Here is an 11,998-nt window from a genome sequence, read left to right on the forward strand (position 1 = left end):
TAACAGGGTGTGGAATTTAGTCTTTCACACGGAATTTACTTTTACAAGTCAGCTTCTTTTATTGCAGACTTTTTTCCTTCACCCCAAAAAAAAGAGATGTTGCCCTCTGCTAACACCTCTTCACCAATTTTTGCTTATTCTGTTTATTGTCCCTACAGCAATTTACACCTTTTCGTCCCCTTAACATCCCCTTCTACAATCTGATACTGTTTGGATTTCTGTGAATCCTTTCTCTTTGTGCAATCTGCTTACTGTCTTTTCCCGGCACATTTTTTTTCCTGGCATGCTGATATTACTCCCACAAAAAAACACATTGTACCTTTAGGAATCAAAAATGCCTGAGAGTCCAACATTCACATACAGCAACTCGTCATCCTTTTATTTCCTATCCTTTTGGTATGAATAATTGTACATATATTAAATATGTTTGTCAATCATTTGCCTGACCTGATTGTTTTTTTCCTAGTGGGCAGGGTTGGACTCGAACCAACGATGTTTCTAATGTAACGGATTTACAGTCCGCCGTCTTCGCCGCTAGACTTACCTGCCCATAATAAGTCCCTTAGGACTCACTCTTTTTAGTACATAATATTTCATGCACCTATTGATATATTTAATTTATTATCTGTGACAATAATGTCATCAATGGGAACGTTAAAAACTGCTGCTAATACAATTAAATTATCCAATGTTGGCATTGCCGCACCATTTTGCCATTTGTATATTGCATTAGGAGTTGCAAATCCCAATATATTCTGTAACTCCTTAACAGATAATCCTGACTGTTTTCGTAAATTCATAATTCTTATTCCTGTTCCCACTGTATCTATAATAGGTAATATACACATCTTTTTTTCCTCCACTTATACTTATTGATTCATTTGCCAGTAGTAATAAAAAAACCGCCTATCTTCTCAAAAAGATAAGCGGTGAATTAAATTCTAATTATGATTTTGTCTTAATGACATCTATAATTATCATGTTGATTTTTGCTTTTTGCTTACCATTTTCGAGAGCACATTAATAAGACTCTGTCCGTATACCTGAACGAGCTTGTAATCTTCATAATAATAGTTATAGCTGTTAGCAAATTTTAACTCAAACATGATCTCTTTTCCTTTCCCGATGGATTATCCACCGCATTTAACATTCTCTGTAGTTCATACTTTAACATATATTGTTTAATTTGTCATTCTTCCGGTAGTAGAAAGTATAAATTTCATTAATAGAATTTAATTAATATTTATTTAGCCTTAATGCTTACTTTTTTACCTGAAAATGCTATTCCCATTTTCAGAATATTATAAATTCCTTCTTCTTTTAGTTCTGAATTATAAAAGCTGACAGATTTATCCATATATTCTGCTATTGCAGTTTGCTCCTGTCTGAAATCTCCTTTGTATACTATGCAGACTGCCACTATAAACAGAAAGCATATTACCCATGTTACAGGCTCGCAAATACATATACATAAGGATGGGCTAGATTATGATAAAAACTTTAAGGAGTGCCTTGGCAGCACTCCCAATGATTATCTGTCACATATACTTCTTAAAGATATGATTGAATATATAGGAATTTAAATATGCTAATACGGCAAATCCAATAAACAACATTACATATACGACACTTCCCGCTGTCTTTCCCAGCAGAACAATCAATATAATTGGCAATAACGTTATAAGCAATATTATCAAAGTCCATGGAAAATGACCTATTCCCATAAGTAATGCATTTTTAAGTGTGTTCTTTACAGTATTTTCAAATGTACTTTGAAGTGCCATGGCGTATAAAAAAATGAACAGAACGGTAAGTGCTGCTGCAAGCATTAATCCTTTAAGTGCTGTTGTCATTACTGTTTTTTTAAGACTATTTATTATATATAAATCTATCGTAGGAATCACTGCTGCTACTAATAATATAATCCACATAACCGTTGACTGTCTAAAATTCTCCTTGAACAATTGAAAAAAATTTTTTAAAATATAACCTTCTCTGTTCCCTGCCATCTTTTTAGTCACTCCGTAAAGTGCCGTTGTTGAAGCACCTATAGTAATTATAGGCAACGAGCACAAAACAAATATCAAATTTAAAATTACCAAATCTGCTATTTTTGATACCACTTCATAAAATTTACTATCTATTCCAAACACTTTTTTCTTCCTCTCTATACTTCTTTTACGGAATCTCTTTCTAAAAGTTCAGCTTGGAAAATCAACTGTTTCTTTTCATCTTTTCCATTTATAAGATTCATTAACAGTTCTATTGATGATTTTACCATCTGTTCACATGGCTGCTTCATTGTGGAAAGTGATGGATGAAAATATTTTGACATTTCAATCCCATCGAACCCTAAAACAGAATAGTCATCAGGTATTTTCCACCCTGCTTCTGAAATAGCTTTGTACGCACCAAATGCTGTTAAGTCAGAAATAGCATAAAGTGCAGAAAATTCCTCTTTAGACTGTAACAATTCCTTTGTAACCTGATAACCATTAGCTACTGAGTATTCAGGAATGTCATCTTTCATATATCTTATAAGATTTTTGTTAACTTCAATTCCATTATCTGCTAAAGCTTCTCTGTAACCTTTCAATCGAAGGCCACCAACTGCCTGATCACCCCTTTTGCCTGAAATTATAGCAATCTTCTTGTGACCTTTCTTGCAAAGATAATCTACCGCCTTGTAACTTTCTTTTTCGTCATCAATAGAGACTGAAGAACAGTTTCTTTTAGGAGCCATCATATTAACCGCAACAGTACATAACACATATGGCACACCTATTTCTTCTAATCTTGTATCAAGATAGTCCATCTGACCTCCAAGGAAAATCAAACCTTTAAGTCTTTTTTCTTTGGCAAGCTGTACTGCTACACTTACCTCATCCTGATCTTCCCCTACAGCTTGAAGTAAAAACGTGTACTCTAATTTTTTTAATTCTTCTTCAAAACTTTTCAACATCCCCTGAAAGAATTGATTATCTATACCTTTAATTAAAAGTGCTATCGTATTAGATTCTGTCATTTTTAAATTTCTTGCACTATTATTAGGCACGTAATTATATTCTTTTATAACTTTTAAAATTCTTTTTCTGGTATTCTGATTAATACCCGGATCATCATTAATTGCTCGAGAGACAGTGCTAATTCCAACACCACATATTTTCGCTATGTCTTTTATTGTTAAATCTGCCATGTCTTCCCCCTTTCATCTAAATGTACTAAAATTTTTTAATTCCACAATTTGGTATTTTATCATATATATATCATTATGTAAAAAACTGCGAAATTTTTTCGCAGCTTTTTATCATTTTATTTCTATCCTCTGCCATAAAGAACTGTTAGTTCTTTAATAGTAGCTGATAATTTTTTAGTCATCTGTCTGGATTTTACTCTCCAACACCAATTTCCGCCTAAAGTTGAAGGATGATTCATTCTAGCTTTATTGTCCAAATGAAGATAATCCTGTAACGGAATAATACATGTATTGGCTGTTGATGCCTGAGCCATACGAATAACTTCGTCAACCAGCTCATCTTTATCATCAGTTTTTCTGCCAATATATTTTTGGACCATCTCAACCTCTTCCGGTCCAATGCTACCTAACCATCCCTTTAGTGTTTCATTGTCATGAGTTCCTGTATATACTACACAATTCTTATTATAATTGTATGGTAAATACTCTCTTGGACCTGAAGAATCTCTGCTATCAAATGCAAACTCAAGAACTTTCATATTAGGGAATCCTGAATCATTAACTAGCTGTCTTACTGAATCAGTTATATAACCTAAGTCTTCAGCTATAATGTTAACATTACCTAAACAATATTTTATAGCATTAAATAAATCTATTCCCGGTCCTTTTTCCCAGTGTCCATTAGTTGCATCCTCATCCCTAGCAGGTATTGAATAATATTCATCAAAACCTCTAAAATGATCAATTCTTACAACATCATATAGCTGAACACTTCGCTCTATTCTTTTTATCCACCAATCATAGTTGGTCTGTTTATGATAATCCCATTTGTATAATGGATTTCCCCACAACTGGCCTGTTGCTGAAAAGCCATCAGGAGGACATCCTGCAACTGCTATAGTTTTTCCTTTGTCATCCATTTGGAATAACTCAGGGTGTGACCACACATCTGCACTATCATAAGCTACATATATTGGAATATCTCCAATAATTTTCACACCATTATCATTGGCATATTTTTTTAATTTGTACCATTGCCTATAGAATTCATACTGAACAAATTCATAAAATTCTATTTCTTCCTTTAGCTCATTCTGATAATACTCCATTGAGTATCCCCATCTGAGTTTTATGTCTTCTGCCCAGTTGTCAAAGCTTTGGCCTTTAAATCTTTCCTTTATAGCCATAAACATTGCATAATCATTTAACCAATATTGGTTTTCATCTTTAAACTTTTTAAATTCTTCCCTTTCACGGATATTACTTCTTTTGTACGCTTTTTTCAAAAGTTTAAATCTGCCATTATACAACTTTTCATAATCTACTTTGTCAATTTTGTCACCAAAATCCACCTTGTCACATTCTTTTTCTGTTAACAGTCCCTGCTCAATCAGCTCTTCTAAACTTATAAAGTATGGATTCCCTGCATAAGTTGAAAATGACTGATAAGGAGAATCTCCGTAACTTGTTGGTCCTATAGGTAGAATTTGCCAGTATTGCTGTTTGGAATCTTTCAAAAAATCTACAAATTTATATGCTTCTTCAGAAAAACTTCCTATGCCATATTTTCCCGGCAAACTGGAAACAGGTAATAAAATTCCACTAGCCCTCATAGTCCCTCCTAATATTATATCTTATTAACCTTTTACTGCTCCTGCAGCTACACCCTTAATAATATGCTTCTGACATGTTAAGTAGAAGAATATTACAGGTATAATACTTAAAATGATAAGTGCCATTATTGCACCTAAATCTACTGAGCCGTAGCTTCCCTGTAAGTACTGAATATGAATTGGAATAGTTCTGTACTGATCAAGATCAAGAACCAAATATGGAAGTAAGTAATCGTTCCATATCCACATAATTTCAAGAATACCTACAGATATTAATGTTGGTTTTAACATTGGAACAATAACAATAAAGAATGTTCTGATTGGTCCACATCCATCAATTGCTGCTGCTTCTTCAATCTCAAGTGGTAAACCTTTAATAAATCCTGTGAACATAAATACTGCCATACCTGCACCAAATCCTAAATATATAACCGGAATAGTCCAAGGTGTATTAAGTCCCAATGAATCTGCTGTATTTGACAATGTGAACATTACCATCTGGAATGGTACTACCATTGAAAATACAAATAAGTAATATACTATCTTACAAACTATGCTGTCAACTCTTGCTATGTACCATGCTGCCATTGATGTACAAAGTAGAATTAACGCTGTTGATAAAACTGTAATTACAAAACTATATAATACCGATTTAAAAAACGGATAATTTCCAAATGTAAAACCTTTGATATAGTTTGCCCAACCTACTAACGCCTCACCAGTAGGCCATGCAAATGTGTCTGTTTTTACAAAGGTGTTAGCTTTGAAAGAGTTCATTAACACAATAAATATAGGACTAACATAAACTAAAGTTACAATTGTCATTATTGTAGTCAACAGTTTTCCATGCTTTGATGGAATTTCACTTGTCTCTTTCATTTTTTTCTTTTTCGGTGTAGCTTTCACTGTAGAATCTTTAATTGTTGAATTCACTGTTTTCTCATTGTTCATTACTGCTGCACCTCCTTAGATCTTGTTGCCTTAAGCTGGATAATTGATATACCTGCAACTAAGATAAAGAATATAACGGCTTTCGCCTGGGCAACTCCCTTACCTGTAAGAGACTGTCCGTAAAATGTGTTGTAAATGTTAAGTGCCAACATTTCTGTTGTCTTTATAACTGAACCATCCTTTAACTGTTCAAACGGCTGTCCGTTTGTTAAAGCTAAGTTCTGATCAAAAAGTTTAAATCCATTTGTTATTGTTAAGAATAAACAAATTGTAATTGATGGCATAATATTTGGAATTGTAACTCTTGTCAATGTCTGCCATTTTGTTGCACCATCAATTTTTGCTGCTTCAATTAGTTCTCCCGGAACTGCCTGCAAACCTGCAATATAGATAATCATCATATATCCTACCTGTTGCCAGCACATAAGAATAATTAATCCCCAGAAGCCATATCTTGTTTCCATAAGAATTGAAGTATTAATTTTTCCTAAAACGCCATTGAAAATCATACTCCAAATATAACCAAGAACAATACCACCTATAAGGTTAGGCATAAAAAATGCTGTTCTGAATAAGTTTGCTCCCTTAATCCCCAATGTTAATAAATATGCTATTAAGAAAGCTAACACATTTATTATAAATAGGGATACTATTGCATACAAAGCTGTATACCAAAATGCATGTACAAACGATGCATCCTGAAATGCATCCATATAATTTCTAAAACCTACAAAAGAAGCATCACCTATTGTAACAAATTTGCAAAATGATAAATAAATACCTCTAAGGAAAGGATATATAAATCCAATGCAAAATGCTAAAAATGTAGGTGCCAAAAATAAAAGAAAGCATCTTTGAATAGGTTTACGAAGAAGTTTAGAATTAACAGATGTTCCACCATTATGTTTTTTCTTTTTTTCTTTCACTTCAATCTCCTCCTAATCATTATTCAAAATAGAAACTCTAAAAATTTTCTATTTTTTAATAAAGGGGCAGGCACTGCCTGCCCCATAATGTGTTAATAGTTTAATTATGAATTTTATTCTTATTTAAAATCTTATTATTTGTTAGCAGCTTTGTACTGAGCAGCCCAGCCCTGAACGAATGCTGTCTTAACATCATCCCATGATCCGCCTGCGTCATATTTATTCATTGCTGCCACAAGACTTGCTCTCCATTCATCTACGTTAGGTGTGTAGTTGAATGTCCAGTCTACATTGTAGTTTCCTGCTTCAAGTAAATCGTTAGCATTCTTTAAGAATACGTTACCACTGTCTGCTGCCTTCTTATAAGGGATTGCACCAAACTGTTCTGCCATAACTTTTGTTCCTTCTTCTGATGTTACTAACCATTTCATAAAGTCAAGTGTTGCCTTCTGATCTGCTTCTGAAGCCTTAGCATTAACTGCCCAACAGTTTTCTGTTCCTGAACAAAGACCTGCTTTTTCTTCGCCTTCAACTCCACAGTAAATTGGAATCATCTGCATATCATCATCTGAAATTGACTTTTTCAAAGCATCATATTCCCATGTACCATTCTGGTAGAATACTGCTTCGCCCTTCTTGAATTCGGCTTCAGCATCGTAACCACCTGTTGCTAAAGTATTCTTTTTATATTTGCTGTTGTTGATGTATAAATCCCAAACATTCTTAAAGTTCTCTAAATATGTTCCCTTAATTTCTGCAGGGGCTTCCTTCCATCCGTCATCTCTTCCTTCATAGAATAAAGGCATGTTAGCTAAGTGACCCGTAAATCTCCAAGATGAAGCATCATCCATACCTGATGATGTAAATGCATCAAATCCAAGCTTGTCTGCTCTCTTGTGAATATCTTCTGCAACTGACTTTAATGAAGCGAAATCCTTAATGTCTGTAATTTCATGTCCTGCTTTCTTAAGTAATTTCTTATTTACAATAATTCCGTAACTTTCATAACAATAACCAATTGATGCAACCTTACCGTTTTCATCTGTTAAGTTAAATGCATCTGTATTTAATTCATTGTAAACATCTGTACCTTTAAGATCTAAGCAATAATCATTCCAAGTCTTAACTGCTGCCTGGTTACCAACAACAAATAATGTTGGAGCTGCTGACTTACCCATCTCAGATGTCAATGTTGAATTGTAGTTTCCTGAAGCTGCTGTAACTACTTTTACCTTTACTCCTTTTTCTTTCTCATATGTCTTTGCAATTCCCTGTAAAGCTTCATCTGCTTCAGGTTTAAAGTTTAACCAGTAAACTGATCCCTTTGAATCTGAGCCTGTTTTTTCGCTCTTTGAACTGCTACCACAACCTGCTAATAATCCTGCTACCATTGTTGCACACAATACTACACCTAATAATTTCTTACGCATATTCATTTCTCCTTTTCTTAAAAGTTTCTATTTAGGTTCTCCGTCATTTCCAAATAATTGTTTGTACTTACAATCTGTTTGGAAACGTTTCCTATGTACTGATGGTAGCACTTTTTGGAAACGTTTACAATACTATTTTCACCATTTCTTCACAATTCAGCCTTTTAGCTAATTTTTCGTCCTTTTTTTATGCACATTGTACAATCGTGAGACTGTTTTTATGTTTTTTTTATGCAGTTAGAATATATTTATCACTTTTCCTTCTAGTAAATATACTATTATACAAGACTTTTTTCTATTTGATTGTTAGAATTTCAAGAATGATTTTTAATATTTTTTCAATATTTTTAGATGTGATTTTACTTTGATTTTTTTATCTTAGATTAAAAAAATAAACCCGTACTTTGATAACTGAAAATAGCTAAAAAAGTCTAGTTTACAACCATGTGACATTTATACTCTTAATACAATTTTGCACCTGCTGGGATTGCATCATCTAACATTACCAGATCAAAACAATCCGGATTATCCTGCAAGAACCTATTTACTGTATGTACTGCAATCTTTGCTGCTAACTCAACCGGAAAACTATATACTCCCGTTGATATAGAAGGAAATGCAATAGACCTGATTCCATTATTCATCGCCAACTTCATAGAATTAAAATAGCAGTTAGCAAGAAGTTCCTCTTCTTTATTTCTGCCACCATTCCATATCGGTCCTACAGTATGTATCACATAATCACATGGCAGATTATAGCCTTTTGTTATCCTTGCTTCTCCAGTCTCACATCCGTGAAGTGTCCTGCACTCCGCCAGAAGCTCCGGTCCTGCTGCTCTATGAATTGCACCATCTACACCACCTCCACCAAGAAGTGAATTGTTAACCGCATTTACGATTGCCTGCACATCTGTTACTTTTGTTATGTCACCTTTTATCGTCTTAATCGAATACATCTTTCTTACCTGCCTGTTTATTATATTACCTCTGCCCCAAATGGCATTAGAGACAATTTTATATTTCCATACAATACTCATACTTTCCTCCTATCTACAATCAGAACCGCCACCCCAAATACTGCGTCCACCTGTATGGCTACATTTTTCATGATCTACTGAACTTACTAACTGCATTTTACCAGGCACTTCATTATGATGCCATGTTAATCCTGAAATTCTAGGTTCTCCAGCTTTTATTTGCTCAAGCTGTCTTGGGATAAATTTCTTTGCAAATTCTGGATCCCTCTCTATCCGCTGTTTCAGTTTTTCCGTACAGTACTTAAATTGTTCAGTATCAAAAGCACTCCTTAATTCCCTTGCCATCCAAAATTTACCGTTTGAATCTTGAAGACGGAAAATCGGTCATTGACCCAAAAGGACAGTAGTTTACTTTGTCATTTTTAGTAAGAAGAAGGTTGATAGATACGAGATGCATACATACTGGCTTTTCCATGGAATACGGCAATCTGCGATGTTTAATAATCGAACAATGCCGTTGAACTATATTTGAAAAAATAACTCCCCATCCCTCACAATATCTGAGAGATGGGGAGTTACTTTTTACGCTGCAATCTCCGGGATTTTTCCAACAAAGTTATAAACGATCCTGACTTTCTGCACCTTCTGACCATCCACCTTCTTGGCCTCGCCAATCAGGATCTTGCTGATCAGTCGGTTCAATACTGCCTCGTCCAGTTTTTCAATAGCAGCATAGCGCCGGATTTTCTTGATAAAGGTGCGGACTTCGCTTTCCTGTGCGTCCGCCCGGCTCTGCATCACTGACAGGTCGTGCAGGCGCTTCTGGTTGGCCCATGCTTCTCATACAAAAGGATCTGACACCTGTCAGGTACAATCGAAAATATCCTATCCACCTCAGTCCAAAGAGAAATAGGGATTTCATGTATCGGGTTGCATAAATCTCGTTACCATTATGAGGCAGATATGCAATCTGTCTTTTTGTCATACACAAAAAAATGATTTGAACTCATCATACACTTGCTTTCTACGCATTAGTTCACCAAAAAATACAGCATTTCTTAACTGAACAGTATTTTCAATGCATGAACGCATATGATATACTGTTTTCATCATAAAAAACCTTATCTAAATGACATTGAATGATTTATTTTCTATCTAAAATTTTATTAAACCGACTAAAGACTCCATAGTTTGTGTGTTTGACTTACTGTTTATATCTATCTTCTCCTAAATATTTTTCTAGTCATTGCAATATAAAATTGCTTATACAGTCTCTCCTTTAAGAGTCCTGGTATTCTGTATAATATACAGAGCGACCGATATGACCATCATTATAGCGCACAAACCAATCAACAGATTTGATACCATCGGTGTAATGTGGAACCATATAATATGCACCGCTGCAGTTCCATATAATAAAAAGGTTACTATCTTTCCATGCCAGTCTGCACCATGTACTTTTCCTGTCTTTTGTATCACAAGACATCCACTGACTACCATATACAGCTCCTTACCTGCCATTATTACGATTAAAAGAAGCACATGCGGAAAACGAGTAAACAGACAGATTAACATCGCTGCCTGTGTCAGCTTATCAGCCACCGGATCAAGTATTTTTCCTAAATTACTAATCCTATGGAATCTTCTTGCGATATATCCATCAGCAAGATCCGTAAGACCAGACAGCAATAAGATTTCACCAGCTAACAGAGGATTTTTCTTTACACAATAACTCCATATAATTACCGGAATCAGACAAAGCCGAAAAAAAGAAAGAAGATTAGGAACCGTAATAATTCTATTCAAATTTTCTTCCTGATTCACTTCACTCTGCATGTACGGTCACCTCACTTTCCTTTTTTTTAGACATAAACCAATAAAATATAACACAAAATGCTAAAGCAAACACAACACCAAAAACATTTTGAATCACTCTAAGACTAACCGCTCCTTGTAGTCCATAAGTCTCTGCAGCAATGGCTAAAGCACCAAATGTGTTAAATACTGCCTGCCAACCATATTGTGCTGAAAATCCTACACCGATTCCACCAAGAATTCCTATATATGCATAGATTGACGAAGGAAGCAGAAAATATAATACTGTAAAACATATAACACCTGCAATATTTCCGACAATCCTTTTACGGACTCTGTAGTGCATATCTTCCATAAACGGCAAAATTGCGGACATGGCCGCAATACCAGCCCACATTGCACGTGGCATATTACAAAGTTCTGCAATGCAAAGGACAATCGGTACGCATAAAATCTGACATATCTGCCATTTTGTTCTGGAAGAAATGATATCAAATTCTTGTATCAGATCTTTCAGATTTCTTTTATAGGTTCTGTTTTTATGATTTCGATAAAATACGAAGCAGGTAAGTGCTGCACCTAAAGCCATTCCGACTAATCGCATCTGATAGCTTTTTCCCGTAACATCATAACCATATAGCAGTAGATACCCAAGAACCAATGTAGATTGATTAAACATGAATGGATTATGGCATCCGAACAGAATCAACACAGCCAGTGCCGCAATATTTAACAGCATTCCCAATACCGGTGAAAACTGATTTGCTAAATGCGGACATACAGTCATAATTACAAAGAACAAAGCCAAAAGCATCGTAGATTGTCCGGTGTGGATCCCCAGATCCGCATTCCGAAATACCATAAGGCATAATAAAACTACTACACCCACAATACTATTCTCATTTCCAAATAAGATACTGAAAATAGTAACAAATAAAAAACAAAATGCCATTGTAACAGCTATCTTTACCAAATATACCAGTATATGATATGATTTTTCTTTCACTGTTTCACTCTTTTTCAACAGATTTTTAGAACCTGCCTGATTTAACTGCAATTCCTGATAAAATGTCATGTAATTCCTCCTCTA

12 protein-coding genes, 1 tRNA gene and 1 pseudogene are annotated in these 11,998 nt (G+C 34.7%); all 14 read right to left on the reverse strand.

The features are described 5' to 3' along the window. Window positions 1-466 precede the first annotated feature (466 nt). The 14 genes and pseudogenes from DWW68_RS06880 to DWW68_RS06940 all read right to left on the reverse strand — a co-directional run bounded on the left by DWW68_RS06880 (window position 467) and on the right by DWW68_RS06940 (window position 11,983). Window positions 467-550 (reverse strand) — tRNA-Tyr (locus DWW68_RS06880). Between the two features lie 43 nt (window positions 551-593). Next, window positions 594-848 (reverse strand): helix-turn-helix transcriptional regulator, encoded by a 255-nt coding sequence (locus DWW68_RS06885; protein WP_021951985.1) that lies wholly within the window; start codon window positions 846-848, stop codon window positions 594-596. A 129-nt stretch (window positions 849-977) separates the two neighbouring features. Beyond that, a complete protein-coding gene (locus DWW68_RS13810) occupies window positions 978-1,106 on the reverse strand; it encodes a hypothetical protein (protein ID WP_279220111.1) in 129 nt (42 codons plus the stop codon). Window positions 1,107-1,538: 432 nt separating this feature from the next. After that, window positions 1,539-2,153 (reverse strand): YesL family protein, encoded by a 615-nt coding sequence (locus DWW68_RS06890; protein WP_158576828.1) that lies wholly within the window; start codon window positions 2,151-2,153, stop codon window positions 1,539-1,541. Between the two features lie 14 nt (window positions 2,154-2,167). After that, window positions 2,168-3,196, reverse strand: a complete 1,029-nt coding sequence (locus tag DWW68_RS06895) for a LacI family DNA-binding transcriptional regulator (RefSeq protein ID WP_118589301.1) — start codon at window positions 3,194-3,196, stop codon at window positions 2,168-2,170. Between the two features lie 122 nt (window positions 3,197-3,318). Continuing rightward, complete coding sequence (malQ, locus tag DWW68_RS06900; RefSeq protein WP_118589300.1) at window positions 3,319-4,809, reverse strand: 4-alpha-glucanotransferase; 1,491 nt, start codon at window positions 4,807-4,809, stop codon at window positions 3,319-3,321. A 24-nt stretch (window positions 4,810-4,833) separates the two neighbouring features. Continuing rightward, window positions 4,834-5,760: a carbohydrate ABC transporter permease gene (locus DWW68_RS06905; RefSeq protein ID WP_347497897.1), complete on the reverse strand. Its 927-nt coding sequence runs from the start codon at window positions 5,758-5,760 to the stop codon at window positions 4,834-4,836. Then, window positions 5,760-6,686 carry a sugar ABC transporter permease gene (locus tag DWW68_RS06910; RefSeq protein ID WP_118589299.1) on the reverse strand — a complete coding sequence of 309 codons (927 nt, stop codon included), beginning with the start codon at window positions 6,684-6,686 and terminating at the stop codon, window positions 5,760-5,762. The genes DWW68_RS06905 and DWW68_RS06910 overlap by 1 nt, the downstream gene beginning before the upstream one ends. A gap of 134 nt (window positions 6,687-6,820) precedes the next feature. After that, window positions 6,821-8,116 carry an ABC transporter substrate-binding protein gene (locus DWW68_RS06915; RefSeq protein ID WP_199641184.1) on the reverse strand — a complete coding sequence of 432 codons (1,296 nt, stop codon included), beginning with the start codon at window positions 8,114-8,116 and terminating at the stop codon, window positions 6,821-6,823. A 461-nt stretch (window positions 8,117-8,577) separates the two neighbouring features. Next, window positions 8,578-9,072 carry an O-acetyl-ADP-ribose deacetylase gene (locus DWW68_RS06920; protein ID WP_118589310.1) on the reverse strand — a complete coding sequence of 165 codons (495 nt, stop codon included), beginning with the start codon at window positions 9,070-9,072 and terminating at the stop codon, window positions 8,578-8,580. 90 nt (window positions 9,073-9,162) lie between these two features. Continuing rightward, window positions 9,163-9,438: an HNH endonuclease gene (locus DWW68_RS06925; protein ID WP_118589297.1), complete on the reverse strand. Its 276-nt coding sequence runs from the start codon at window positions 9,436-9,438 to the stop codon at window positions 9,163-9,165. 237 nt (window positions 9,439-9,675) lie between these two features. Beyond that, window positions 9,676-9,924: pseudogene (locus DWW68_RS06930) on the reverse strand (DUF4368 domain-containing protein); the annotation flags it as partial. Between the two features lie 432 nt (window positions 9,925-10,356). After that, entirely contained in the window at window positions 10,357-10,929 is a 573-nt protein-coding gene (locus DWW68_RS06935; RefSeq protein WP_118589295.1) for a CDP-alcohol phosphatidyltransferase family protein, read from the reverse strand. Further along, window positions 10,919-11,983: an FUSC family protein gene (locus tag DWW68_RS06940; RefSeq protein ID WP_118589294.1), complete on the reverse strand. Its 1,065-nt coding sequence runs from the start codon at window positions 11,981-11,983 to the stop codon at window positions 10,919-10,921. Before DWW68_RS06940 ends, DWW68_RS06935 begins: the two co-directional genes overlap by 11 nt. Window positions 11,984-11,998: the final 15 nt, after the last annotated feature.

The organism is Eubacterium sp. AF16-48, from assembly GCF_003479405.1.
Classification (GTDB): domain Bacteria; phylum Bacillota; class Clostridia; order Lachnospirales; family Lachnospiraceae; genus Eubacterium_G; species Eubacterium_G segne.